The organism is Terasakiella brassicae, assembly GCF_014641495.1.
Taxonomy (GTDB): Bacteria; Pseudomonadota; Alphaproteobacteria; order Rhodospirillales; family Terasakiellaceae; genus Terasakiella; species Terasakiella brassicae.
This window is the reverse complement of sequence record NZ_BMHV01000018.1, coordinates 56,913-81,935: the sequence shown is the minus strand read 5'-3', so window position 1 is coordinate 81,935 and position 25,023 is coordinate 56,913. Positions and strand designations below refer to the sequence as shown.

General features: G+C 49.6%; 20 protein-coding genes and 1 pseudogene. 7 read left to right on the top strand and 14 right to left on the bottom strand.

Annotation, left to right across the window (positions count from 1 at the left end):
* The 6 genes and pseudogenes from IEW74_RS12690 to ccrA form a co-directional block, all read right to left on the bottom strand.
* Positions 1-357: pseudogene (locus IEW74_RS12690) on the bottom strand (electron transfer flavoprotein subunit alpha/FixB family protein); the annotation flags it as partial.
* Position 358: 1 nt separating this feature from the next.
* A complete protein-coding gene (locus IEW74_RS12685; RefSeq protein WP_188665753.1) occupies positions 359-1,108 on the bottom strand; it encodes an electron transfer flavoprotein subunit beta/FixA family protein in 750 nt (249 codons plus the stop codon).
* 175 nt (positions 1,109-1,283) lie between these two features.
* Positions 1,284-1,847, bottom strand: a complete 564-nt coding sequence (locus IEW74_RS12680) for a cob(I)yrinic acid a,c-diamide adenosyltransferase (RefSeq protein WP_188665751.1) — start codon at positions 1,845-1,847, stop codon at positions 1,284-1,286.
* 142 nt (positions 1,848-1,989) lie between these two features.
* On the bottom strand, positions 1,990-4,140 hold the full coding sequence (locus IEW74_RS12675; RefSeq protein ID WP_188665748.1) for a sensor domain-containing diguanylate cyclase: 2,151 nt from the start codon (positions 4,138-4,140) through the stop codon (positions 1,990-1,992).
* A 369-nt stretch (positions 4,141-4,509) separates the two neighbouring features.
* A complete protein-coding gene (locus IEW74_RS12670) occupies positions 4,510-6,171 on the bottom strand; it encodes an acyl-CoA dehydrogenase family protein (protein ID WP_188665736.1) in 1,662 nt (553 codons plus the stop codon).
* A 114-nt stretch (positions 6,172-6,285) separates the two neighbouring features.
* Positions 6,286-7,554 carry a crotonyl-CoA carboxylase/reductase gene (gene ccrA, locus IEW74_RS12665; protein ID WP_188665733.1) on the bottom strand — a complete coding sequence of 423 codons (1,269 nt, stop codon included), beginning with the start codon at positions 7,552-7,554 and terminating at the stop codon, positions 6,286-6,288.
* Between the two features lie 312 nt (positions 7,555-7,866).
* On the opposite strand from ccrA, the gene IEW74_RS12660 reads away from it, so the two are divergent.
* Positions 7,867-9,852, top strand: a complete 1,986-nt coding sequence (locus tag IEW74_RS12660; RefSeq protein WP_188665724.1) for an ethylmalonyl-CoA mutase — start codon at positions 7,867-7,869, stop codon at positions 9,850-9,852.
* 55 nt (positions 9,853-9,907) lie between these two features.
* Here IEW74_RS12660 and IEW74_RS12655 read toward each other — a convergent pair whose 3' ends face one another.
* From IEW74_RS12655 to dapB, 3 genes are all read right to left on the bottom strand, one after another.
* Complete coding sequence (locus tag IEW74_RS12655) at positions 9,908-10,771, bottom strand: TIGR02285 family protein (RefSeq protein ID WP_188665721.1); 864 nt, start codon at positions 10,769-10,771, stop codon at positions 9,908-9,910.
* Between the two features lie 123 nt (positions 10,772-10,894).
* Entirely contained in the window at positions 10,895-11,527 is a 633-nt protein-coding gene (gene nth / locus IEW74_RS12650) for an endonuclease III (RefSeq protein WP_188665717.1), read from the bottom strand.
* A 3-nt stretch (positions 11,528-11,530) separates the two neighbouring features.
* Complete coding sequence (gene dapB / locus IEW74_RS12645; protein ID WP_188665715.1) at positions 11,531-12,334, bottom strand: 4-hydroxy-tetrahydrodipicolinate reductase; 804 nt, start codon at positions 12,332-12,334, stop codon at positions 11,531-11,533.
* A gap of 214 nt (positions 12,335-12,548) precedes the next feature.
* On the opposite strand from dapB, the gene IEW74_RS12640 reads away from it, so the two are divergent.
* The 4 genes from IEW74_RS12640 to xth all read left to right on the top strand — a co-directional run bounded on the left by IEW74_RS12640 (position 12,549) and on the right by xth (position 16,425).
* Positions 12,549-13,769, top strand: coding sequence for an argininosuccinate synthase (locus IEW74_RS12640; RefSeq protein WP_188665713.1), 1,221 nt, complete (start codon positions 12,549-12,551; stop codon positions 13,767-13,769).
* A gap of 133 nt (positions 13,770-13,902) precedes the next feature.
* Positions 13,903-14,703: a formylglycine-generating enzyme family protein gene (locus IEW74_RS12635; RefSeq protein ID WP_229734350.1), complete on the top strand. Its 801-nt coding sequence runs from the start codon at positions 13,903-13,905 to the stop codon at positions 14,701-14,703.
* Between the two features lie 33 nt (positions 14,704-14,736).
* Positions 14,737-15,390: a LolA family protein gene (locus tag IEW74_RS12630; RefSeq protein ID WP_188665711.1), complete on the top strand. Its 654-nt coding sequence runs from the start codon at positions 14,737-14,739 to the stop codon at positions 15,388-15,390.
* A 243-nt stretch (positions 15,391-15,633) separates the two neighbouring features.
* Entirely contained in the window at positions 15,634-16,425 is a 792-nt protein-coding gene (xth, locus tag IEW74_RS12625) for an exodeoxyribonuclease III (protein ID WP_188665709.1), read from the top strand.
* A 4-nt stretch (positions 16,426-16,429) separates the two neighbouring features.
* On the opposite strand, the gene IEW74_RS12620 is transcribed toward xth, so the two are convergent.
* The 5 genes from IEW74_RS12620 to IEW74_RS12600 all read right to left on the bottom strand — a co-directional run bounded on the left by IEW74_RS12620 (position 16,430) and on the right by IEW74_RS12600 (position 21,999).
* Positions 16,430-17,437, bottom strand: a complete 1,008-nt coding sequence (locus tag IEW74_RS12620; RefSeq protein WP_188665705.1) for a ParA family protein — start codon at positions 17,435-17,437, stop codon at positions 16,430-16,432.
* Between the two features lie 255 nt (positions 17,438-17,692).
* Positions 17,693-18,748, bottom strand: a complete 1,056-nt coding sequence (locus IEW74_RS12615; protein ID WP_188665702.1) for a MaoC family dehydratase — start codon at positions 18,746-18,748, stop codon at positions 17,693-17,695.
* A gap of 118 nt (positions 18,749-18,866) precedes the next feature.
* On the bottom strand, positions 18,867-19,784 hold the full coding sequence (locus IEW74_RS12610) for a DUF1848 domain-containing protein (RefSeq protein WP_188665701.1): 918 nt from the start codon (positions 19,782-19,784) through the stop codon (positions 18,867-18,869).
* A 17-nt stretch (positions 19,785-19,801) separates the two neighbouring features.
* Positions 19,802-21,586, bottom strand: a complete 1,785-nt coding sequence (locus IEW74_RS12605; protein ID WP_188665698.1) for an HD domain-containing phosphohydrolase — start codon at positions 21,584-21,586, stop codon at positions 19,802-19,804.
* 104 nt (positions 21,587-21,690) lie between these two features.
* Positions 21,691-21,999, bottom strand: a complete 309-nt coding sequence (locus tag IEW74_RS12600) for a hypothetical protein (protein WP_188665696.1) — start codon at positions 21,997-21,999, stop codon at positions 21,691-21,693.
* A gap of 95 nt (positions 22,000-22,094) precedes the next feature.
* Here IEW74_RS12600 and IEW74_RS12595 point away from each other — a divergent pair, with 95 nt between their 5' ends.
* Both IEW74_RS12595 and IEW74_RS12590 read left to right on the top strand, forming a co-directional pair.
* On the top strand, positions 22,095-23,612 hold the full coding sequence (locus tag IEW74_RS12595) for a UbiD family decarboxylase (protein ID WP_188665693.1): 1,518 nt from the start codon (positions 22,095-22,097) through the stop codon (positions 23,610-23,612).
* 59 nt (positions 23,613-23,671) lie between these two features.
* On the top strand, positions 23,672-25,021 hold the full coding sequence (locus IEW74_RS12590) for a TldD/PmbA family protein (RefSeq protein WP_188665690.1): 1,350 nt from the start codon (positions 23,672-23,674) through the stop codon (positions 25,019-25,021).
* Positions 25,022-25,023: the final 2 nt, after the last annotated feature.

Below are 25,023 nucleotides of genomic sequence, written 5' to 3'. Positions count from 1 at the left end.
GGCGCTTTCCACTTTGACGATGTCGGAGATTTGCGCAACATCCAGCAGAGCGGCCACGCGCGGCATAAAGTTTTTGCCGTTGGTGGTCGCCGGGGCCAGAATGTGGCTGTAATCACCGGCTAAAGACACAACCAATGTGCCCATATTTTCCGCGAGTTCATGATCATAAGCCGCGTCATCGGCCAGCAGAACTTTGGACACACCGTCGATTTTCGCAGCGGCATCGCCTGCGGCCTGACAGCCGTTCCCGGCAACCAAAACGGTAATGTCACCCAAGGCCTTAGCCGCTGTAACGGTGCTCAATGTTGCGTCTTTGATGGACGCATTATCATGTTCAGCAATAACAAGAACGCTCATCTTAGATCACCTTCGCTTCGTTTTTCAGTTTATCCACCAGTTGCGCAACGCTGTCGACCTTAACCCCGGCAGAGCGTGCAGCAGGTTCTTCAACCTTGAGAACTTTGAGGCGAGGCGTCACATCTACACCGAAGTCAGCCGGGCTGACCGTATCCAGCGGCTTTTTCTTGGCTTTCATAATGTTCGGCAGCGCGGCATAACGCGGTTCGTTCAAACGCAGATCCGATGTTACGATGGCCGGCAAATACAGCTTCACCGTTTGCAAACCACCGTCCACTTCGCGGGTCACGTTGACAGCGCCATCGCCCAATTCAACCTTGGAAGCAAAGGTGCCTTGCGGCCAGCCCAACAGCGCCGCCAGCATTTGACCGGTTTGACCGTTATCATCATCAATGGCCTGTTTGCCCAGAATAATCATATCCGGGTTTTCTTTTTCAACAATGCCTTTGAGGATTTTGGCAACCGCGAGGGGCTGCAAATCTTCGTCTGTTTCGACCAGAATGCCACGATCGCCACCCATCGCCAAGGCGGTCCGGATGGTTTCCTGACATTTCTTTTCGCCCATGGAAACAACAACGACTTCATCAGCCTTGCCTGCTTCTTTCAGACGGATTGCTTCTTCAACCGCGATTTCGTCAAACGGGTTCATCGACATTTTGACGTTCGCTGTTTCTACACCTGTGTTGTCCGATTTGACACGGATTTTCACGTTGTAATCAATTACGCGCTTTACTGCGACGAGGACTTTCATGGAATTCCTTTCTCAGAAGTCGTTTCGTTAACGCCTGAGGCTTTGTTTTTAAGCGTGGGAGCCTACCCTATGCTTATCACGTTTTTCGCATTGCACAATACGGGTTGCCGAAATGAATGTCAACTCATGCAACTGTTGGACAATGCCTCTCCTCAGGCAGTGAATCTCCCCAGATTTAACGATGGGCACCCGGTTTCCACAAAACGTCTGATTTCCCCTTTTCATTGAGGAAACGAGCCATGACGAATGCGTGGTCCGATAGTCGGTTAAGGTATTGGACACAAAGGGAATTAATCGTGTCCCGTTTGGCAAGTTCCGTACAGAGACGTTCTGCGCGGCGGCACACGGTCCGACATAAATGCAAATAGGCGGATGCGGCACTGCCACCGGGCAATACAAATGACGTGAGCGGGTCGAGTTGATCGTTCATGTCATCAATTTCCGATTCGAGACGTTTGATCTGTTCACCAACGATACGCAAAGCCCCTTCGCTTTTGCGTCCGTCTTCGGGGGTACAAAGATCGGCACCCAGATCAAACAGATCGTTTTGAATACGTTCCAGCATTTTGTCGCATTCACCGTTTGTGTGTAACCGGGCCAGACCGAATGTGGCATTGGTTTCATCAACGCAGCCGTATGCGTCGACGCGCAGGTCGTGTTTGGCAATGCGGGTCCCATCGCCAAGCGAGGTTTCGCCCTTATCGCCACCACGAGTATAGATTTTGGTTAATGTCACCATGGGTCAATCCAGCCTTTTATTTTGGTAAATGTGCAAAAAAAGTGCAGGGCAGACTTTTGAAGTTTTTGGGCTGCGGGTCAAGACTAAAGAGGTAAAAAAATGTTAAGGGGGCGAACAAAATAACATATCGATTGTAAATACGTTATGAATTAGAGGTCAGGTTGTCATTTCGGGCCATATTGATCAGGCGATAGGTTCCCTTGCCCGCCTGTTTGGCCTGATACATTGCCGTATCGGCACACATAACCAGATCGTGAATATCGCTTTCATGTCCAAAGAAGCGAACGACACCAATAGAAAGCCCGATTTTAGCCATTTTCCCCTCTTTCTTATAAGGCGTGGAAATGGCGGTTTGCATTTTTTCAACAACGGCTTCGATGGCGCGTATATCTTCAATCCCATGCGCGATAATGGCGAATTCATCCCCGCCTAAACGGGCACCTATATCGCTTTCGCGCAGGACATGGCGCAATCGTAAACCGACCTGATCAAGAACCCAGTCCCCAAAATTATGACCGTGGGCATCGTTAACCGCCTTGAAACCGTCGAGATCAAAATAAAAAAGGACGCCGGGACGGTCGGTTCGTGCCGCCAGCGCAATCGCATTATGAAGATGTTCTTCAAACAGGCGGCGGTTGGCCAATCCGGTCAGGGCATCGTGATGGGCAAGATGGGCAAGGGCTTCTTTGGTGTGTTTATGTTCGGTAATGTCGAACGCCCACCAAAGAATGGCTTCATGCCCACCATATTCGATCAGGCGTGTTGTGATTTGTGCCCAGAACGGATTGCCGTTCGTGCGTTGACATTGGGTTTCGATATTATCCAGATGTTTGCCCCTGCGCGTATCGACCCAATGGCGGCGATGCATACGCGGTTCTTTGTAGAATTTGCGGGTGTCGAAACCGATGATGTCGTTGCGCGGAATTTCATACATCTGTGCCAGTCGTTTGTTGGCAAATAACAGTTTGAAGGTTTTAACGTGGCTGATCCCAATGGCGATGGGGCTGGTGCCTAAAATCCGGCGCAGGCGTTCTTCGGAAATGCGCAAGGCTTCCTCGGCTTGACGATGTTGGGAGATATCCAGCATCAACCCGTTCCAGACCGTATCGCCATTGACCCCTAAATGGGTGCGACCACTGGCGCGAACCCATTTGATGGTTTCATCGTTGCGGTGGCGGATTCTGACATCGGTTGTCCAGAGATCGTATTCCTGAGCGGCGCGTTCCAGTGTTTCACGAAAACGCCCACGGTCCTGACGAATAACGATCCGTTCAAATAAGCTTGGATCATTTTGCATATCGGCGGGGCTCCAACCGGTGAGGTCGGCAACGCCCTGACTGATATAACTAAAAGACAGTTGCCCGGCTTCTGTGCGCCGGATTTGATAGACAATGCCGGGAATATTGGCCCCGACATCGCTGAAACGGCGTTGGGTTTCTTTTAAAGACCAGGCGACTTCTGTTTGGGTGAAGGCATTGCCAAGCAAGTTGCCGACAACTTTCAAGGTATCGACATCCTGGTCAGACCAGCAACGTGAATTTTCAAAAGTATGTATGCCGATAAACCAAACGGCATCATCGGCTTGCAGAACCGGAACGAGGATGCAGGCTTTGGTGCCGCTGGTGCGCAGGACCGCGCATTCTTCCAACACATCGGGGGCCAGATCGCTGAGACGGTCGATCTTGACGACATCGCCGTTGCGCAACTGATCCAGAACCCAGTGGCACATTTCGTGACGTTGTGGCGTTTCCGGTAAATCTGGAATATGGGGATTGCGCCATATATAACGAAAATCCATGCTGCGATTTTGGACATCAACACGTGCGGCATAGCTGGCATCGACATCGAAATAAAGCCCGGCTTCGTGCACCGCATTCAGGGCGGCTTCGTCCGGGGAAAGTTCAATGAATTTTTTGGCAATGGTGCTGTAAAGCCGTTCACGTTCTTCGGAAAGACTGATCCCGGCACGACGACCAACCATGAGCATGCAGGCGGTTAATCCACCGGTATGTTCTGAAGGAAGGTCGGTGATGCTGACGCGGAACGTTTTGGTGACGGCTTCCCCATCGGTAATGGAGAGGAGCGCCTGTTGGTTTTGGTCAATCTCGCCAAGTTTGAATTGGCAGGCGCAACAGCTGTCTTTGTCACGAACGTTGCAGCTTACAGCCGTATGGAAGGCGTTGTTTGCATAAAGCAGTCTAAAACCGTCGCGGCAATCCGGTGTTCTTTGAATGACAAGATATATGTCCGGACTGTAGCGCGCGGCCTGCCCAACCAAGCCTTCGAAATTCATCTTATTCCCAACTAGAAAGCGCTTCTACGTAATTTCTGCGCGAGAATAACACCGTTTACGTGTTCATAAAAGAGTCATTTTAATTTGTATTACCAATTTAAGTTGCCATGTCCCTTCAAAAGGCAGAAAAAAAGGCCCTTCCCCGTTGGTTGAGGAAGGGCTCAAGTCGGCTTCGCTGTCTGCCTTTTCCTTTGGGGATCCCAATGGAAGGCGCGCCTAAAAGATAAGTGGATGGCAGGGTCCATGTTAGGGCTTATCGCGCGCCAGTTCACGATCAGCCTTTATCCCAAAAGGAGAGGGAAGGATAAAAACTGCACATGAAATCTGGCGCAAACCCCTCTGATATAAGAGGTTTGCGCTGTTTTTGATTTAGCGACGAGTCAAAAGACCGCGTGCGATAACGCCTGCCTGAATTTCAGCCGCCCCTTCAAAGACATTGAGGATACGGGAGTCACACAGAACGCGAGAGATCGGGTATTCGGTCGCGTAGCCATTGCCGCCATGAATTTGCAGGGCGTTATCGGCGTTGGTCCACGCCACGCGGGCGGCCAGCAGTTTGGCCATACCGGCTTCGATATCGCAACGCACATCGTGATCTTTTTCCCAACCGGAGAAATAAGTCAGCTGTTTTGCAATCATGGTTTCCACAACCATCCAGGCGATTTTGGAATGAACACGCGGGAATTCAAAGATCGGTTTACCGAACTGAACACGCTCGGTCGCATAACGCAGGCCGAATTCCAAAGCTGATGTTGCCACGCCGGAAGCCCGTGCGGCTGTTTGAATACGTGCGGATTCAAACGTTTCCATCAGTTGTTTGAAGCCTTGACCTTCTTCGCCGCCCAGCAATTGAGCTTTTGGAACTTCAAAGCCGTCAAAGGCCAGTTCATATTCTTTCATACCGCGATAGCCGAGAACGTGGATTTCACCACCGCTCATACCTTCAGCCGGGAAGGCGTCATCATCAGTGCCACGGGGTTTTTCTGCCAGCAGCATAGACAGGCCTTTGTAACCTTTTTCATCCGGGTTGGTACGACATAGAAGCGTCATTAAGTCGGAACGCGATGCGTGGGTAATCCATGTTTTGTTGCCCGTGACCTTGTAAACATCACCTTCCAGAACGGCACGTGTTTTCAGAGAACCGAGGTCGGAACCTGTGTTTGGTTCTGTGAAAACCGCAGTGGGGAGAATTTCGCCGCTGGCAATTTGCGGCAAATACTTTTCTTTTTGTTCTTCGGTGCCGCCCAGACGGATCAATTCCCCGGCGATTTCGTTACGGGTCCCAAGCGAACCAACGCCGATGTAACCGCGTGACAATTCTTCGGTGACAACGCACATGGCGGTTTTACCCATGCCCAACCCGCCATATTCTTCGGGGATAGTCAGGCCGAACACGCCCATTTCGGCAACTTGTTCGATGATTTCCAGCGGGATCAGTTCATCGTTATCGTGCCATTTGGGGGCTTGGTCGATGACTTGTTCGTTGACGAAACGGCGGAACTGATCGCGGATCATTTCCAGTTCTTCGTCCAGACCGGTTTGTCCGAAGGACCCGGTATCCAGACCGTCTTTGGCATATTCAGCAATTTTACGGCGTACCGCAGGTGTGTTGGCTTTGTATTTGAAGGCGGTCACATCCTTGGTCATATATTCGTGGCATTCTTTGGCGGTGAGGCCAAGATCGTGCGGACGGATAACTTCAACCTGTGAAATTGCAATACCGTGGGTCAATTGCGTACAATATTCACCAAAGGCACATTGCAGGATCAATTGTTCAAATTCGCTGAAATGGCCTTCTTCTTGCAGCTTTACGCCCCATTTGTGCATTTGGCGCAAGGCTTCGACATAAGTTGCCATCCAGGACAGGCCATGAGCAGCGGTTTGTTCAATTTCCAGTTTCTGGGAATCGATACGACCGTCTGTCATAACTTTTTCAGAAACAGCGTCTTTGGCTTGTTCCAGTAATTTATCGGCGGCTTCGACTGCACGCGCACAGGAGCCGAGAAGGTCGGAGAGGATAAGATCGCTCATGGATCGGTCCTTTCAAAAAGAAATAGAGATGAAAGCTTTCCCCTAATAAAGATAGGGGTTTCTCAAGGAGAAACGGCCCCGAACCGGGTTCGGGGCGCGCCTCGCTAATCGAAATTAATCGAGGTTTTCTTCCAGTGTTTTCAGGCCGGTTGTTTTGGCGTTGACCAAAACTGCCATGTTGCCCGGCAAGTGCTGGTTCGCCAGCATTTTCATGTGTGCTTCGGGGATTTCATCCCAAGGGAAGACTTCGGACATACAAGGGTCAATTCGGCGCTCTACGACCAGTTTGTTGGCTTGTGAGGCTTGTTTCAAGTTGGCAAAGTGGGAACCTTGGATACGTTTTTGACGCATCCAGACGAAACGGGCATCCATCGTCAGGTTAAACCCAGTTGTACCGGCACAGAAGACAACCATACCGCCGCGTTTCACCACGTTACAGGAAACCGGGAACGTTGCTTCGCCCGGGTGTTCAAACACGAAATCCACATCGTTGCCTTTACCGGTGATTTCCCAGATGGCTTTACCGAATTTGCGGGTTTCTTTCATGTAATCGTTGAAACCTTCGCCGTTTACCGTTGGCAATTGGCCCCAACAGTTGAAGTCTTTACGGTTCAGAACGCCTTTGGCCCCCAGACCCATAACGAAATCACGTTTCGATTCGTCAGAAATAACACCGATTGCATTGGCACCGGCAACGGCACACAGCTGAATGGCGAAGGAACCAAGACCACCGGACGCCCCCCAAACCAGAACGTTGTGACCGGGGCGCAGAATGTGGGGACGGTGACCGAACAACATCCGATAGGCGGTTGCCAGCGTGAGTGTATAACAAGCGGACTCTTCCCAAGACAGATGTTTGGGGCGTTCCATCAATTGTTGTGCCTGAACGCGGCAGAACTGAGCAAAGGAACCATCCGGTGTTTCATAGCCCCAAATCCGTTGGGAAGGGGAGAACATCGGGTCGCCGCCGTTACATTCTTCGTCGTCGCCATCATCCTGGTTACAATGAACAACAACTTCGTCGCCCACATGCCAGCGTTTGACTTTATCACCAACGGCCCAAACGATACCGGACGCATCGGAACCCGCGATATGGTAATCTTCACCGTGAACGTCGAAGACGGAGATCGGCTTGCCAAGGGCAGCCCAAACGCCGTTGTAGTTGACACCGGCAGCCATGACGTAAACGAGGACTTCGTGGCTATCAAGCTTCGGTGTTTCGACGACTTCCAATTGCATGGCCGTGTCGGGGTTGCCGTGGCGTTCGCGACGGATAGCCCAAGCGTACATTTTTTCAGGCACATGACCAAGCGGCGGGACTTCACCGATTTCGTAAAGGTCTTTCTTTTCCTGATTCGCTGTGACTTCGGCGAGGTAACTCATATCGGGATACTCCCATCGTTTTTTCAAAGACGTTTCATAAATCTGACCGCGTTGTTTTTTATGCGGCGTTTAACATTACTATCTGGTTTACACCATTTTGACAGGCGGGCAAGTTTTTTTTGCATTGCGACACAAAAAAGTGGTTACACTTGCAACTATATTGTAAAAAATCTTAGTTTATAACGCATTTCTAGCTTTTTTTGCGATGCAGTAAGTGGTAGATTGCAAGCCAATGAGGATTCGACCGGGCAATAATCAAATCAAAACGCTGTCGCCCACGGATATTTTATTACGCTTAGGAGCGCCCAAGAAATGACTGAAAAACAAACGGTTCAAAAGGATCGCCCGTGGCTGTTTCGGACCTATTCCGGTCACAGTTCAGCCGTGGAAACCAATAAACTTTTCCGCACGAACTTAGGTCGCGGTCAGACGGGTTTGTCTGTTGCTTTCGATTTGCCGACGCAAACGGGCTATGATTCTGATCATGTCCTTTCGCGTGGTGAGGTTGGTAAAGTTGGTGTGCCGATTTCTCATTTGGGCGATATGGAAACCCTTTTTAAGGATATTCCACTCGAAAAAATGAATACGTCCATGACGATCAATGCCCCGGCAGCGTGGCAGTTGGCGCTTTATATCGCGGCGGCCGAACGTCAGGGGGCGAAACGTTCCGATCTGGCAGGCACAACGCAGAATGATATTATTAAAGAATATCTGTCTCGTGGCACCTACATTTTCCCGCCGGAACCAAGCTTGAAGCTGATTACCGATATCGCGGCCTTCACCTATCGTGAAATCCCGAAATGGAATCCGATGAACGTCTGTTCCTATCACTTGCAGGAAGCTGGCGCGACACCCGAACAAGAACTGGCCTTTGCCTTGGCAACCGGGATTGCGGTCTTGGATTCTGTTAAGGCCTCCGGTCAGGTGCCGGATGAAGATTTCCCCAAAGTTGTCGGTCGTATTTCGTTCTTTGTGAACGCGGGTATCCGCTTTGTCACCGAAATTTGTAAAATGCGTGCCTTCACCGAATTGTGGGACGAAATCTGTCGGGAACGCTACGGCGTGGAAGAAGAAAAATATCGCCGTTTCCGCTATGGTGTTCAGGTGAATTCCTTGGGTCTGACCGAACAGCAGCCGGAAAACAACGTCTATCGTATTTTGTTGGAAATGCTGGCGGTGACTTTGTCCAAAAACGCGCGTGCGCGTGCGGTGCAGCTTCCGGCCTGGAACGAGGCGCTGGGCCTGCCGCGTCCGTGGGATCAGCAATGGTCTTTGCGTTTGCAACAGATTATGGCCTATGAAACCGATCTGCTGGAATATGGCGATTTGTTTGACGGATCGGCAGAAGTCACCCGTAAGGTTGAAGAACTAAAAGCCGGTGCGCGTGATGAACTGGCCCGAATCGATGAAATGGGGGGATCTATTCCCGCAGTTGAAACGGGTTATATGAAGCAAAAACTGGTTGAAGCCAATGCAACCCGTTTGGCGGCCATTGAAGCCGGGGAACAAATTGTCGTTGGCGTAAACAAGTTTGCTGAAGGGGAAGACAGCCCATTAACCGCAGGGGATGGGTCTATTTTAACCGTTGATCCGGCGGCAGAAGCAGAACAGATCGAACGTTTGAAAGCGTGGCGTGAACAACGCGATAACGCCAAGGTCGATGCGGCGCTGGCAGAATTGAAATCAGCCGCGCGTGAAGGTCGCAATATTATGGAACCGAGCATTGCAGCGGCCCATGCCGGTGTGACCACAGGTGAATGGGGCACTGCCTTGCGCGAAGTTTTTGGTGAATATCGCGCGCCAACCGGTGTCGGTGGGGCATCCAGTGCCGCACATGGTGACCAACTGGCGGAAGTGCGGACCCGTGTGGACGCTATTTCCAGTAAAATGGGCCGCCGTGTCAAAATGCTGGTGGGGAAACCGGGGCTTGATGGTCATTCTAACGGGGCCGAACAAATTGCCGTTCGCGCACGTGATGCCGGTATGGAAGTGGTTTATGAAGGGATTCGTCTGACCCCGGCGCAAATCGTCAATGCCGCCTTGGAAGAAGGCGTTCATGTCATTGGTTTGTCCATTTTGTCCGGTTCCCATATTCCTTTGGTGACAGAGGTTTTGGAACGCATGAAAGAGGCCGATATCAACGATATTCCGTTGGTTGTCGGCGGGATCATTCCACCGGAAGACGAGGCGGTCTTGCTGAAAGCCGGTGTCTCGCGCATCTATACGCCCAAGGATTATGAAATCAATATGATCATGGCGGATATTGTCGGTCTGATTGAACAGAACGAAGCCGCCTAACAAGGTGACATCCTCGAAAAAGCCCTTCTGCGCCTGATGCGGGAAGGGCTTTTTTTTATTGCTGATTGAGGATTGTCAGATCATAGAAACGACGAAAACGGGGCAGGTTTTCGGGAACCATCCACGATTCCAGAATTGTGCGCAATTCCGGACTGGCGGCTTTTTCTTTTAAAATTTTGTTGGCCGCCGAAATGACCCGTTGTCCTTCAGGACTTTTCGTACAGGCGAGATAGCCGAAACGCTCAAGGCGATCTTCTTTGATCGGGATGTTATAGAGTTTGCGCGTCCCTGTATGCATTTTGTTGTAATAGGTTACGCTGTTCTCAATATCGAGAAAATGAATAATGCGGCCCTTTTCAATCATCGTGAATAGCTGCTGGGTGCCCATTCGGCTGCGTTTGGCTTGACCGTTTTGTATGGCCTGATCAATGATACGGTCAAGGATCGGTCCATAGGAACGTTCTGCCTGTACGATGAGGCCATCCGGGTCAGCCTTTATAAAATCACTTAAACTGATGCCTTCTTCGGGATAGTCAATAGGATGTGTACTGACAAGAATATGGGCGTAGGCAGGTTTCATCGCGTTGGAATAAGCAAGAAAGGCTTCCCGGTTTTTTGTCTTTAACAAAAGAGGGTTACAGACAAGATCGCCCTGTTCAGCTTGCGCATAAAATCGCGCCATGTTCATGGGGACGCGGATATGTTGGTATTGGGGCAGATAGGTTTCAAAAAAACGGATCCATTGGTCCGATATGCCTTGCTCTTTATAGGCACCGTCATTGATGTAGAAGGGAATGAGATCGTTGGTTGCCCAGTTCAGGGTCGGTTTGGCCGAGGCACCGGTGTGAAATCCCGCCAGAAGAAGGAGGAAAGCGGCGCTTAACAAGAAGGTGTTTAGAAATGTTTTTATATGCCGCATAAGGTCTGGATTCCTTATATGTTTTACTCAAACATATAAAAGTATGTATCCTAGTCAGCGCAATGGCAAGTCGATTATATATCGGAAAATTTTATCTTTTTATTATATTTCAGCTTAACAATGTTACACGGTCTTCGCTTTATAGGCGCACAGGTCATAGACTTTGCATTGTCCACATTCAGGTTTGCGGGCTTTGCAGATATAACGACCATGTAAAATCAACCAATGATGGGCATGCAGCATATAGGTTTTGGGTACGGCCTTGATTAATTTTTTCTCGACTTCCAATGGGGTTTTGCCCTTGGCCAGCCCGGTGCGATTGCCGACTCGGAAAATATGGGTGTCAACCGCGATGGTGGGAACGGCCCATGCGATATTGCGCACGACATTGGCGGTTTTGCGTCCAACACCGGGGAGTTTTTCAAGCGCGGCTTGATTGTTGGGCACAATACCTTCATGGTTATCCACCAACATTTGCGCCGCTTTTATAACGTTTTTGGCTTTGGAATTATATAATCCAATGGTTTTGATATGTTCTTTCAAGCCCGCTTCGCCCAAATCCAACATGTCTTGTGGTGTTGAGACTATCTGGAAGAGCTTTTCAGTCGCTTTATTGACACCGATATCGGTGGCTTGTGCCGACAGGGCAACAGCCACCAATAAAGTATAGGGATTGGTGTAGTTCAACTCGCCTTTGGGTTCGGGGTTATCTTCCCAAAGACGACGGAAAAATTCTTCACGATTAGCCTTGTTCATGGATCAGTCTTTCAGGCCCAACACATCTTGCATATCATAAAGTCCGGCCTCGGCAGATTGGGTCCATAGCGCACCAGTGACAGCACCGCGTGCGAAAATTACCCGGCTGGAAGCCTTGTGGGTAATCTCGAAACGTTCGCCTTCAATGGCAAACATGACTGTGTGATCGCCAACCACATCACCACCGCGCAATGTGGCAAATCCGATGTCACCTTTTTTACGCTCTCCGGTAAAGCCATCACGGACTTTATCTGCCACTGTGTCCAGATCGACACCGCGTCCTTTTGCAGCGGCGCGGCCCAGTCCAAGGGCGGTGCCGCTGGGGGCATCGACTTTATGTTTGTGGTGCATTTCGACGATTTCGATATCCCAATCGTCACTTAACATGGAAGCCACTTTTTCCGTAATGGCAAAAGCCAGATTGACACCAAGGCTCATATTCGGAGCCTGAATAATGGTTGTGGATTTTGCAGCTTCAGCAATGATGGCCTGATCATCTGCACTTAATCCCGTTGTGCCGATCACAAGTCCGGTTCCGTGTTTTGCAGCCAGCTTGGCATGTTCAATCGTGGCTGTCGGCGCGGTAAAATCGATAACGGCATCGGCCTTGGCAAACAGTTCATCTGCGTTGGCAGTAATGACGGCCCCGCTGGGCACCTCACCGGCAACAACGGCCGGGTCTTGCCCGATAAAGGGGGAGTTTTCGCGTTCTGTTCCACCGGCCAATTCGGCGCCCTCTGTATTGACAACAGCCTGAACCAACATACGCCCCATGCGGCCTGTACAGCCGACAATACCGATTTTCATTTTTAACGCTCCGCGAAGTAAGAAACTTTATAAATTTGACGGAGAAACTATCACAGCTTTAAAAATATGTGGGGAAAAAAGAGTCTGAAAAAAGGAATGCAGTTCCATTGACCGGATAAATTGTCTTTCCTGGCTCTATCTGGCCTTGCTCTTGGCAACGCTTTGTCCTATTTTGCGCGCAATATAGTACGCATCTTTTCGAGGCGATTTTGATATGAGCGACATTAAAAAAGTAGTATTGGCCTATTCCGGTGGTTTGGATACCTCCATCATCCTGAAATGGCTGCAAGACACCTATAACTGTGAAGTGGTGACCTTTACGGCTGATCTTGGTCAGGGGGAAGAAGTTGAACCGGCCCGCAAAAAAGCCGAGATGTTGGGCATTAAGCAAATCTTCATTGATGATTTACGTGAAGAATTTGTGCGCGATTACGTCTTTCCGATGTTTCGGGCCAATGCGGTTTATGAAGGTGTTTACCTGTTGGGCACATCCATTGCCCGTCCGTTGATTGCCAAGCGTCAAATTGAAATCGCCCGCGAAGTCGGTGCGGATGCCGTGTCTCATGGTGCAACCGGGAAAGGTAACGATCAGGTCCGTTTCGAATTGGGTTATTACGGCCTGCAACCGGATATTAAAGTCATTGCACCGTGGCGCGAGTGGGATTTGAATTCCCGCACAAAATTGATCGAATATGCGCAGCATCACCAAATTCCGGTGCCCAAGGATAAGCACGGCGAAGCACCTTATTCGATGGATGCGAACCTGCTGCATATTTCCTATGAAGGCAAAGCATTGGAAAACCCGTGGCAGGAATATGACGAAAGCATGTTCTTGCGTACCGTTTCACCGGAAAATGCACCGGACGTACCGACATATATCGAGATCGAATATGAAAAAGGCGACCCCATTGCCTTGAACGGTAAAAAACTATCCCCGGCGAGCATGCTGACCGCCTTGAACGAAGTGGCGGGTAAAAACGGGATCGGTCGTCTGGATCTAGTGGAAAACCGTTTTGTCGGTATGAAATCACGTGGCGTTTACGAAACACCGGGCGGCACCATTATGCTGGCGGCGCACCGTGCAATGGAATCCATCACACTGGACCGTAACGCAGGCCATTTGAAAGACGAATTGATGCCACGTTATGCCGAACTGATTTACAACGGTTTCTGGTGGTCACCGGAACGTGCAGCCTTGCAAGCCTTGATCAACAAAACACAGGAAAATGTTTCCGGTGTGGTTCGTCTCAAGCTTTATAAAGGCAACGTGATTGTTGTCGGTCGTAAATCTGATTTCTCTTTGTATTCCGAAGAACACGTCACGTTTGAAGAAGATGAAGTTTATGATCAACGCGATGCAGAAGGTTTCATTAAATTGAATGCCTTGCGCTTGCGTATGTCGGCGGTGAAACCGGACCTCGGCCAAGCGGGCTAAAAGCGGTTTTATAAAAAGATTGAAAAGGGAGGGCTTCGGTCCTCTCTTTTTTTATGGGCGAGAATATTCTTTACCTTGCCAAATGAATAAGGGATTCTGAATATTGTCCTGAAATGATGGAGTTGTGTTGTTGGTGAGACGGTTTTTCATCTTTGCAGTTTTATCCTGTCTGATCACTTTCCCGGTTCTTGCTCAAGAACAATGGGAAGTCGGGCAGGAATTCAGTGATTGCGCAGGTTGCCCCAAAATGAAAGTGGTGGGTCCCGGTTCATTCACGATGGGCGATGACCACGGTTATAAATATGAACGTCCCGCCCATCGGGTTACCATTGATTATGCGTTTGCCTTGGGGGTCTATGAAATCACCTTTGATGAATGGGAGGCTTGCGCACAGGAACTGGCCTGTAAAGAAGCCCCGGACGATCATGGTTGGGGCAAGGGACGTTATCCGATCATCAATGTGACCTATGAGGATATTGGGGATTATCTGCAATGGTTGAGTGAGAAATCCGGACGAACGTACCGTCTGCCCAGCGAGGCGGAATGGGAATATGCCGCGCGTGCCGGAACCACAACCCAATATTGGTGGGGGGATGAGGTTGGTAAAAATAATGCCAATTGCCGCAAATGTGGGTCGAAATGGTCCGGGTTTGGCTCTGCCCCGGTGGGATCGTTCAAGGCGAACCCGTGGGGGTTTTATGATATGCACGGCAATGCGTGGGAATGGGTTGCCGATTGTTGGAGCCCCCATTACGCCTTGGCCCCGGTTGACGGTAGCGCACGCATGGATGGAAATTGCAAGGAACCGGTGACGCGCGGCGGGTCATGGTATTATTTCCCCAAACTGTCCCGATCCGCCTATCGTTACAAAAATGCCGAGAATGTCTTTAGTTATAATATTTCATTTCGGGTTCTGGCAGAGCTGAAAAAGTGATCCCTTGTTGCATTCAGGCGATGATCGGCTAAATTGAATTTCACCTTTATCATCTTGAAAGCGATTTCCATGCTGCGCCTGTTTGCCATTTTGACTTTTTTACTGATTGCTGTACCTGTTCAGGCCAATGAGCCGTCATTAAGTGCAGACCAGCAGGCCTTGGTGGAAAAAATCCGCAGTTATCTGAACGATTTAAAAACATTAAAAGGCAGTTTTGCGCAAATCAGTTCGGACGGTACCTATGCCGATGGGAAAGTCTATATGTCACGCCCCGGTAAAATGCATCTGGTTTATAATCCACCTGTGAAAACAGAAATTATCGTGCGGCGTGGGACAATCATTTACCACGATAAAGAATATCAACAGGTGAATTATTATCCGCTAAGCTCAACCCCGCTTGCCGTTTTATTGGATGAAAAAATCAATTTTGAAAAAGGCGTTCAAATCGTTGATTTGGCCCAAGGCACTGGCGTGATTGAACTGACGCTGGTGGATCGGGAAGATCCGGGTATGGGCTCCGTTACACTGATTTTCAGTGATGCGCCGTTGGAATTGCGCAAATGGTCGATCGTGGATGCCCAAGGTGTGATGACGCAGGTTTCCTTGTTGAACGCGACCTATGGCGGGGCGATTGATGCCAAACAGTTTGATTTTGTTGATCCAAAATATGATGTACAAAACAACTAATAATCTATGTGTTTTTGACATATCAGGGTTGCATTATTTGCATTTATGAATCTGAATGTGTGACCCCATCTAAAGATTAGAATGGCTGTTCACCTACCATAGCCACTCGCAGGTGGTTCCCCTGCCACCTGAGACCTCTCAGCCATGAGAGAAAAAGCCTTTTGCGCCCGACTGCCCCCTAGTCGGGCGCTTTTCTTTTCTGCTACAAGTCTTTTTTAAATGATTTCAAAACAGGATTAGTCAATGAAACTGGTGACCTGGAATATTAATTCCGTGCGTATTCGTCTGGACCATGTGCGTCAACTGGTAGAAACCGCCAACCCGGATGTGATTTGTTTTCAGGAAACCAAGGTGCGTGATGAACTGTTTCCTGTGCTGGATTTACAAGCACTTGGGTTTGAACATATCCATTTTGCCGGGGAAAAAAGTTATAACGGGGTTGCCATTCTGTCCAAGATCCCGTTTGATGAGACCGCTGCCTTATCATGGTGTGGACGTGAAGACAAACGTCATGTCAATGTCCGTCTGGCAGGGGGGATTGAGCTGCATAATTTCTATATTCCGGCCGGTGGTGACGAACCCGATGCAGATGTTAACCCGAAATTTGCCCATAAGTTACAGTTTCTGGATGAAATGACGGATTGGGCGGCGCAGAGCTATGAAGAGGGGACCCGCCGGATTATGGTGGGGGATTTTAATATTGCCCCGCTGGAAACCGATGTCTGGGATCATAAAAAACTGAAAAATATCATTACTCATACGGTGGTTGAAATTGATCGCCTTGATCGTTTGCAGGCAGCCGGTCAATGGGTGGATGCCATGCGTATGCATATTTTACCGGATGAAAAATGTTTTACGTGGTGGAGCTATCGCGCACGTGATTGGCGCACCGCAAACAAGGGACGACGACTGGACCATGTATGGGTCAGCCCCGCCTTAAAGGACGGGGTAAAATCCTGCGAAGTTCTTTTGGATTTACGCGGGCTTGAGAAGCCTAGTGACCATGCCCCGGTCATGGTTGAAATTGATATCTAGATCTTCATAAACCCAGTAAGGCGAGGGCCATACCTGCGGTCAGGGCAAGGGCGAGAATAACGCCATTGCGGATGCTGACTTTCAAACTGTTTGCATCTTGGGCAGGCGGGTGGTTTTTCACAGGTGTTTTGACGGAAGTATCAAATTGAACCGGATCAGCATGGGCGGTAATGGTATCATCTTTCAACCATTGTTTCAGCCCGCTGACGATTGTGTCACGATAAGCGGCAAGGTCTTTGTTGTCGCCTTCTTCCTGTGTCCATTGCAGGCATTCTGCACAGGCACGGATATAGGCGCGCGCGCCTTGTGAATTGGGGGAATGGAAGATAACAGGGCGACCGAGAAAGGCGCTTTCGGCAATTTTGGGTTCAACCGGAATGGCGTTTTGGAAAACATGTTCTTTGAAATGGGCACGCACTTCGCGATCTACCAGTTGATGCAGTTGCTGGCTTGGGTCACTAAGGGTCATCAAGATGCGAAAATCAAGATCATGCCCGGCTTCAACACGTATATCGTTAATGGACGATTCCATTTGTTGTAATCCGGCAATGGCGAAGCTTTCGCTTTGTACCGGGACGATTACTTTATGGGCTGCCACCAGCGCATTGAGACTGAGAATCCCAAACGAAGGTGGGCAATCAATCAGCACATAATCAAAGGGAATGTCATCTTGTTCGAGACTTTCGCGCAACCAGTATTCCGGGTCTTCATCATCCGGGGAAACTGAACTGAGGGCGGCAAGCTGAAAGGTTGCGGGGACGAGAGACAGGTTTGGCAAATCTGTTTTATGAATAACGTCTTGAAGTTTCTTATCACCAAGAATCAGTTCATAACTACCGGCTTGAATGGCTTTGGCATTCAGGCCTAGCCCGGTTGCGGCGTTGCTTTGCGGGTCCATATCGATAATCAAAACGGCATTGTTGCCCGCCGCAAGGGCGCTGGCCATATTCAGTGTGGTGGTGGTTTTTCCCACCCCGCCTTTATGATTCATAATGGCAATGACAGCCGTCATTGAATACCTCAAGTCCAAATTCGATCAAACAAGAGTAAGGATTTATACCTGACTCGCCAAGCAGGAAATAATCTTGGTCAATTGATTAAGGTTGAGAAACGTGCCGATAGGGTGCGCAAGGCGTTTGGCTGCTTGCGTTACAGCTTATATGACGAAATGATGAAAAAAATTTATAAATCGGGGTATCTATAAAACATTCGATCGATAAAACTACGCCCCGCTTGGAAATAGGCGCGGCGTAGTTTTATGTTGATTTTAGCCGCGACGGGGCATCAGGACCCAGTAATCGAGGTCAAGAACCACGTCAGGGTGATATTTACCCTCGTCATCCTTGTAAGGGAAGTCATCTGCCGGGTGGTCTTTGGTGGCAACCAGACGCAGGCGCAGGGCCCCCATGTCGGAACGGCCCTTGATTTCCTGCTTATCCAGAACTTCAGACCAGGCAAAAATTGTATTTCCGGCGAAGGTCGGGTTGGCGTGTGCACCGGCATTGATGGCGGCAACTTTGAATGCATTGCCCAATCCATTGAAGGAAAGCGCGCGCGCCAATGAAATAATGTGACCGCCGTAAATCAGACGTTTGCCGAAACGGTTATCTTTGGCAGCAAACTGGTCGAAGTGAACTTTGGCCGTGTTTTGATAGAGACGGGTCGCCATTTGGTGTTCGGCTTCTTCAATGGTCATGCCGTCGATATGGTCGATTTTCTCACCAATTTGGTAATCTTCCCACAGGTGTGGGGAACCTGCCAGTTCCACATCGTAACTTGAAAAATCCAGACCTTCTGCGATCACAAGATCATCGACATCAACGGCTTTGGGCAGGTCGGGAATAATGGTGTCCGGTGTCGGTGCATTCAGATCTTTCTTTTTCACCATGACCCAACGGACATAATCCAGAACGACTTCGTCTTTTTGGTTAATGCCGATGGAATTGACATAGACAACACCCGTTTTGCCGTTGGAGTTTTCTTTCAATCCAATGACAGTGGAGGTCGTGCGCAGCGTATCACCGGCATAAACCGGGGCACCAAACCGTCCAACGGCATAACCAAGGTTGGCAACCGCGTTCAGGGAAACATCGGGAACCGTTTTGCCAAACACCATATGGAAGGCCAGCATGTCATCCAGCGGCATGGCTTCAAACCCCAAACCCATTGCGTAAGGTTCGGCGCTGTGCGGCATATGTCGAAAACCGTAAAGGGCGGTGTAAAGCGAGACATCGCCTTCTGTCACGGTGCGCGGTGTGGCGTGAACGATTTCCTGACCGAGGAAGAAATCCTCAAAGAAATTGCCCGGGTTTGTTTTTGTCATTTTAGGACGTCCTCATTTTTTTTGTGTCATTTGGAGGGGTTCTAGCATTTTTTGCAGCGCAATAAAAGGTGTTTTTAAACGCTTGCATTGAAATTATATTTCTTTGATTGCGGTGTTATTACGACTGTTTTACGTTTTTTGTTGCACTGCGTTCAAGTAAAAACGGGCTATATGGGTCATGCTGACGATAGGCGTCTTTCGCCTGCGCATCATTGTAGGTCGCATAACAATACTGGCAGCCATGCAGGCAACTGTTATAGGCACCGATATCAACCGATTGAACGCATCCGCAGGCTTTGCGTTGGCCTTTGTCTTTGCGCAAATGTTGGTCTGTTTTGGAAATTTTACGAATGAGATCGTCGTCGATGCATTTGCCATGTTCAATGGAAAAGGCGCGCCAGTCTTGTTCCTGCGCACAGGATTTTAAAGACAGCCCACAGGAACGCGCAATGGTCGATAAAGCTGCCAGCAACCGGTTGAGTTCCTCTTCTTGTTGGGCGATATCCTGATAGGTAAGGGCGCTGATTTTCTTGAGGTTGCGTTCTGTTTTGGCATAAAAATCGGTCAAGGCGAACATGACGCTATGGGTATGGCCCTGTAAGGCATGGGCAATTTTATCAAACCTGTCGATATGATAATCAATAGGGGTGAGATTGGATAAAAGAATGGGATCATAGCGCCAGATAACACGATCCGGCCCGATTTTTTGGGACAGGGTTTTAAAATGATGTATGGCCTGTTCGAGCGATAGTGTGCTGTTTTCAATTTCGCGCGGGTAGCCTGTAATCGTCATGTGAAAGTACGAGGCAAATGGACGTTTTTCCAGCATGTCAAGATGAGGGAAAAGCGGTGCCGGGTTGCGTGTCCAGAAAACAAAACAATCGACATCTTCGGGTCGCAGGGAAATATCACGAACTTGATTGGGGTTAAACGGGTTGCGTGTTTTTACAAATCCGGCCTGAACCCGATTGATAAACCAGTCGCTATAAAAGGCGGCAATGTCGGTGCGGCGGCTGATACTGACGATTTGTCCCATGATGTTGCCTATGCGTATCAGGCTGCATCCGTTGTATCGGCAAGATATTGCGAGATATCAACCTCGTCGATTTGTTCGGGTTTGAGGAATTTCTCTGCATATTCCAGATATTTCCCCGAGGTGAGGAACAGCTCAAACAGATCCTTGTCGAGATGGTCGTCCTTGACCATAAAGGACATGATCCTGATGGATTGAGACAGGGTTTTCGGTAATTTATACGGACGGTCTGCAGCCGTCAGGGCCTCGAAAATATCGGCGATTGCCATCATACGGGCAGGAAGGGACATTTCATCGGCACGCAGCTTGCGGGGATAACCGGTTCCGTTCATTTTTTCATGGTGCCCACCTGCATATTCCGGGACACGGCGCAGATGACGCGGGAAGGGCAATTGATCCAGCATAATAATGGTTTGAACGATATGATCGTTGATCTTGAAACGATCTTCTTCGGTCAGGGTGCCAGCCTTGATTTTCAGGTTATAAAGCTCGCCCAGATTATACAGATTATCCGGCGGCGTCATTTTGAAACCAAAGGGATTATCGGCGGCAAACAGCGATTTGTCACGGCGTGCGATAATATGGTCCGCACGATCAGCAAGAACCGATTCTTCCACAGGCAAGGGTGCTTCGGGTCCGCAGGCTTTTTTGCGGGTTTCTTCTTCATGTCCGATGCCGAGACGGTCGGATAACGTACGTGTCCAGGTTTGTTGGGCAATGTGATCCAGACGATCCATCCGGTCGGGGGCCATAAATTCACCGCCGACATTGCATTCTGCAACAAAGGCAAAATCATCATCCAGTTGGGCCAGCTTTTTGTCTAATGCCTTTTTCAGAACAGCTTCATCTTCGCCCTGATGCAGACCTTTCCAATAGTCAATTTCCGCATCGCGTTTCATCACTTCAAAGCGCATGCGGACTTCGTGGATACGGTCGTAAATGGTTTCCAGTTTCGTGGCTTTATCAACGATATATTCCGGGGTGGTGACTTTGCCGCAGTCATGCAGCAAGCCTGCAATATGCAATTCATATTGTTCTTCTTCGCTCATGTTAAAATCAGCGAATTGACCGGATTTTTGGTCAATTGCGGCTTGAGCAAGCATATCGGTCAGGACGGGCACGCGCTGGCAATGTCCGCCGGTGTAGGCAGACTTGGCATCAATCGCGCCGGCGATTAAACTGATGAAGGAAGCCAGTAATTCTTTTTGGGCTTCGACCAGCAATTGATTGTCGAGTGCGATTGCGGCTTGTGCGGCCAATGCCTCGACAAACGGTTGCAAGGACGTGTCGAAACCGATGACTTCGCCGGTGTCGCGGTCCTGCGCGTTTAACAATTGCAGAACCGCGATGACGCGGCGTTCATTATTGTACAGCGGGACGGTCAGGAATGATTTGGAACGATAGCCGGTGGCTTTATCAAAATTTTTGGTGCCCTGGAAATCAAAATCCTTGAAGACATAGGCATCATCAATACTGATCGTTTTTTTGGACAGGGCGCAATAAGATGCGACATTTTTATGGTTTTCTTCCCCCGTTTCAGGATCAAAAAGTTCGACCGGAGGGAGATTGATTTCTTTACCCGATGTTCCGCCGTTATAAATGCCGAGACTGTCATTACGCATAATCTCAAAACGCAGGCGTTGATCGTTATCGACCACGCGATAAAGCGTGCCGCCATCGGCATTGCACATGGACTTTGCTTCATCGAGAATTTTTTCCATCAAGCGAACGGAATTGCGTTCGGTCGACAGGGCCAGTCCGATGTCTAAAAGTTTGCGATAATGTTGTTCTCGTGAATCGACCATTGCGCCCGTATCTATGTCCGGTCTCTATTCGTTTGATTATCCTCACCTATTCTAACAGTTTTCTGCCTTTTGGAAATTAAAACCTTGTAAAAAAAGTGTACTCGTTAGTTTATAACTTCAAGATGTGGCCTTGTGGGTATCGTGGCGTATATGGCGACTGCTATATCCAGATAATCAATCAAAGCGTTTAACCGGCGTTGCGGGTTGTTGTCTTGGCAGTCGGGGTCTTGTTCGATCAGGGACAGGACAACGGAGAAATCATCTTCTGCGCGAGAAAGTACCGTGCAAAGGTTGTGATATTGCGTTTCTAAAAACAATGTGGTTTCGCTTGTGTCAGCTTCATCGGGGAGATGTTTTTGCAAGTCGAGGCGCAGGCTTTGCAAAAGGCTATGGGTTGTTTTGGCGGTGAGCATTATAAAATGTCCTGTCTTTTTTTCGATAAAGTTCTGTAAGTCTGTTGCGCAGCTTGTTATGAGATGACGTGACGGATTTTTTCTCGGAGTGTCAGATGCCCTTTGCTTCTTTGCGCGATTTTATGGACCGGCTTGAAAAAGAAGGCCGCCTTGTCCGCGTAAGCGAACCTGTGTCGCCTGTTTTGGAAATGACAGAAATTCAAACCCGCTTGCTGGCAGAAGAAGGCCCGGCTGTTTTGTTTGAAAATGTGGTCGATGAAACGGGCCGGAAATATGACATACCGGTTTTGGTCAATTTATTCGGTACGGTTGAGCGGGTGGCCTGGGGCATGGACCGCGAACCCCATCAGTTGCGCGAAGTCGGTGAGACGCTGGCCTTTTTAAAACAGCCGGAACCACCGGGCGGTTTTAAAGATGCGCTGAAGATGCTGCCTTTGGTGAAAACCGTTTTATCCATGAAACCCAAGACGGTCCGGTCTGCGCCTTGTCAGGAAGTGATTTTGGAAGGGGACGATATCGACCTTGCCAAGCTGCCGATCCAGACGTGCTGGCCGGGGGAACCTGCCCCTTTGATTACATGGCCTTTGGTCGTGACGCGGGGACCGGGGCAGGGAAAAACGGATAATTTTAATCTTGGCATTTATCGCATGCAGGTTTTGGGTAAAAACCGTTGCATTATGCGATGGTTAAAACATCGCGGCGGGGCGCAGCATTTTGCGCGCTGGGTTAAAGAAAAAAATGAACCCATGCCGGTTGCCATTGTGCTGGGGGCGGATCCGGGGACGATTTTGGCGGCGGTGACGCCTGTGCCCGATACATTGTCTGAATATCAGTTTGCCGGATTGTTGCGTGGCAAAAAGGTGGAACTGGTTGATTGTAAAACCGTTCCGTTGAAAGTGCCATCCGAGGCAGAGATCGTTCTGGAAGGTTATGTGCGCCATGATGAAGAGGCTGCCGAAGGACCGTATGGCGATCACACCGGATATTATAACAGCGTGGAAGATTTCCCCGTGTTTGAAATTACCGCTGTGACCATGCGCAAAAAACCGATCTTCTTGTCAACCTTTACCGGACGCCCGCCGGATGAGCCATCTGTGTTGGGCGAAGCCTTGAACGATGTCTTTGTTCCTTTGTTGCAACAACAGTTCCCTGAAATTGTTGATTTCTGGTTACCGCCGGAAGCCTGCTCGTACCGGGTGGCGGTGGTGTCGATCAAAAAGGCTTACCCCGGTCATGCCAAGCGGGTCTTGATGGGATGCTGGTCGTTTTTGCGCCAGTTTATGTACACCAAGTTTATTATTGTGGTGGACGACGATATTGATTGTCGTGACTGGAAAGATGTCTGGTGGGCGGTCTCGACCCGCATGGATCCGGTGCGCGATACCATGATGGTGGAAAACACCCCGATCGATTATCTGGATTTCGCCTCACCTGAAAGCGGTCTGGGCGGCAAAATCGGGTTTGATGCCACCAATAAAATGGGCAATGAAACCCACCGGGAATGGGGTGAAAAAATCCGTATGGATCAGGATGTGGTCGATAAAGTGTCTGATATGTGGGACAAGCTTGGCCTGCCCGGGTCCGGTAAACCCATCTGGAAAGACGGCGCTTGATTGTTTAGCTATTTGGAATATGTTTTTAGAAATAGACTCGATAGATTTAAGGATAAAATATGAGCCAGCATCAAAACAATCTCGACCTGCTGAATGACCTGATTGCAAAGGCGCGTCAAAAAGGGGCCGATGCGGCGGATGCGGTTTTGGTGCAGGGCACGTCTTTGTCCTTGTCCCAACGTTTGGGGCAACCGGAAAATCTGGAACGCGCCGAAGGTCAGGATTTGGGCTTGCGTGTCTTTATCGGTAAACGTCAGGCGATTGTTTCTTCTGCGGATTTCAAGGCTGACGCTTTGGATGAATTGGCGCAACGTTGTGTGGATATGGCCCGTGTGGTACCGGAAGATCCATTTTGTGGATTGGCGGATACGGACCAATTGGCAACAGAATTTCCCGATGTCGATGGATATGATCCGTATGAGCCGGACGAACAAACCCTGATTTCATGGGCAACCGAGGCTGAAGATGCTGCGCGCGCGGTTGAGGGTGTGACAAATTCCGAAGGGGCGGAAGCCTCGTGGTCGCGCAATGATGTGGCGATTGCGGCGTCCAACGGATTGGCCCATGCCTATCGCTCATCGGGGTGTTCGGTTAGTGCCTCTGTTTTGGCGGGAACGGGGACGCAGATGGAACGTGATTATGATTATACCTCTGCTGTTTATGCCGAAGACCTTGAAGATTTTGCGCTGGTGGGGCAACGTGCCGGGGAAAAGGCCGTTAAACGACTAAATCCGCGCCGTGTGACCAGCCAGCAGGTGCCGGTGGTTTATTCAACCCGTGTGTCGCAAAGCTTGCTCGGGCATTTAAACGGGGCGATTAATGGCAATTCGATTGCACGCGGGACAAGTTTTCTCAAAGACAAAATGGGACAGACCATTTTTAATCCCGATATTTCAATTGTGGATGACCCGCACCGAAAGCGGGGGTTGCGTTCCAAACCAATAGACGGGGAAGGACTTGCCAATAAAAAGCGCGAGATTGTTAAAGACGGTGTCTTGCAAAGCTGGATTCTGGATTTACGCTCTGCCCGTCAATTGGGATTGGAAAGTACAGCACATGCTGCGCGCGGGGTCGGCTCGCCGCCATCGCCCAGTGTCACCAATTTTTACATGGAAGCCGGAAAACATAGTCTGGAAGAATTGATCGGCGATATCAAACAGGGCTTTTATGTGACGGAATTGATCGGCATGGGGGTCAATGGTGTCACCGGGGATTACAGCCGTGGGGCTGCCGGTTTCTGGATTGAAAACGGCGAAATCGCGTTTCCGGTTTCTGAGTTGACGATTGCAGGGAATTTGAAGGATATGTTCCTGAATTTAACGCCTGCGGACGATCTGGAATTTCGTTATGGCACGAATGCGCCTAGCTTGCGGATCGAAGGATTAACCGTTGCCGGATCATCTGCCTGATT

Coding starts and splice junctions, on each gene's coding strand:
- IEW74_RS12670 (WP_188665736.1), bottom strand. CDS start 6,171: ATGAGCGATCTTATCCTCTCCGACCTTCTCGGCTCCTGTGCGCGTGCA.
- IEW74_RS12615 (WP_188665702.1), bottom strand. CDS start 18,748: ATGACAAAAACAAACCCGGGCAATTTCTTTGAGGATTTCTTCCTCGGT.
- IEW74_RS12640 (WP_188665713.1), top strand. CDS start 12,549: ATGAGCGACATTAAAAAAGTAGTATTGGCCTATTCCGGTGGTTTGGAT.
- IEW74_RS12620 (WP_188665705.1), bottom strand. CDS start 17,437: ATGACGGCTGTCATTGCCATTATGAATCATAAAGGCGGGGTGGGAAAA.
- xth (WP_188665709.1), top strand. CDS start 15,634: ATGAAACTGGTGACCTGGAATATTAATTCCGTGCGTATTCGTCTGGAC.
- IEW74_RS12655 (WP_188665721.1), bottom strand. CDS start 10,771: ATGCGGCATATAAAAACATTTCTAAACACCTTCTTGTTAAGCGCCGCT.
- IEW74_RS12610 (WP_188665701.1), bottom strand. CDS start 19,784: ATGGGACAAATCGTCAGTATCAGCCGCCGCACCGACATTGCCGCCTTT.
- dapB (WP_188665715.1), bottom strand. CDS start 12,334: ATGAAAATCGGTATTGTCGGCTGTACAGGCCGCATGGGGCGTATGTTG.
- IEW74_RS12595 (WP_188665693.1), top strand. CDS start 22,095: ATGCCCTTTGCTTCTTTGCGCGATTTTATGGACCGGCTTGAAAAAGAA.
- nth (WP_188665717.1), bottom strand. CDS start 11,527: ATGAACAAGGCTAATCGTGAAGAATTTTTCCGTCGTCTTTGGGAAGAT.
- IEW74_RS12660 (WP_188665724.1), top strand. CDS start 7,867: ATGACTGAAAAACAAACGGTTCAAAAGGATCGCCCGTGGCTGTTTCGG.
- IEW74_RS12600 (WP_188665696.1), bottom strand. CDS start 21,999: ATGCTCACCGCCAAAACAACCCATAGCCTTTTGCAAAGCCTGCGCCTC.
- IEW74_RS12685 (WP_188665753.1), bottom strand. CDS start 1,108: ATGAAAGTCCTCGTCGCAGTAAAGCGCGTAATTGATTACAACGTGAAA.
- IEW74_RS12680 (WP_188665751.1), bottom strand. CDS start 1,847: ATGGTGACATTAACCAAAATCTATACTCGTGGTGGCGATAAGGGCGAA.
- IEW74_RS12675 (WP_188665748.1), bottom strand. CDS start 4,140: ATGAATTTCGAAGGCTTGGTTGGGCAGGCCGCGCGCTACAGTCCGGAC.
- IEW74_RS12590 (WP_188665690.1), top strand. CDS start 23,672: ATGAGCCAGCATCAAAACAATCTCGACCTGCTGAATGACCTGATTGCA.
- ccrA (WP_188665733.1), bottom strand. CDS start 7,554: ATGAGTTACCTCGCCGAAGTCACAGCGAATCAGGAAAAGAAAGACCTT.
- IEW74_RS12605 (WP_188665698.1), bottom strand. CDS start 21,586: ATGGTCGATTCACGAGAACAACATTATCGCAAACTTTTAGACATCGGA.